Below are 506 nucleotides of genomic sequence, written 5' to 3'. Positions count from 1 at the left end.
GAACTCTTCGATTACCACGTCTCGACGTTCGACCGGACGCCCCTTCTCTGGCGCTTCACGACCGAACGGCTCGTTTCCGACCCCGAAGGCGAAGGATTCGCCTGTCTCGTTGATTATCACCAGTTGGACGGGAGCGTCTTTGACCGCCTCCAGAACCGGTATATTGAGCCGCGGAAAGCTCTCCTTCGGGAACGCCGGAGTGCAGCCAACCGCCGTCGCAGCGACGACTCACTCTCTGCCTCGGAGCAGGCAGAAGCCGCAGAGGAATACGCCCGATGTGAGAGCGGGCTTGAGCAGATTGGCGTATTCGAAGACCGGCTAGCCGACCTCGCACAACCCACTCCCCGCGATTGGCCCGAAGAGAACCAGGAACTTGCCGAGTCCGCGGCCAAACAGGTCGCTGAGTTCCGCGAGCGAACGGCCTCGCGATTAGAAACCCTCGAAACTCTCGCCGATCTCGACGATGTCGATATGGGTGACCTGTTCAGTCCATCGTTCTACGAGAC

1 pseudogene is annotated in these 506 nt (G+C 60.3%); it reads left to right on the top strand.

Annotated elements, in window-relative coordinates:
* Window positions 1-506: pseudogene (locus EXE42_RS15290) on the top strand (SAM-dependent methyltransferase); the annotation flags it as partial.

Source organism: Halorubrum sp. SP3 (assembly GCF_005435195.1).
Lineage (GTDB): Archaea > Halobacteriota > Halobacteria > Halobacteriales > Haloferacaceae > Halorubrum > Halorubrum sodomense.
This window is presented reverse-complemented; position numbering and strand designations above follow the sequence as displayed.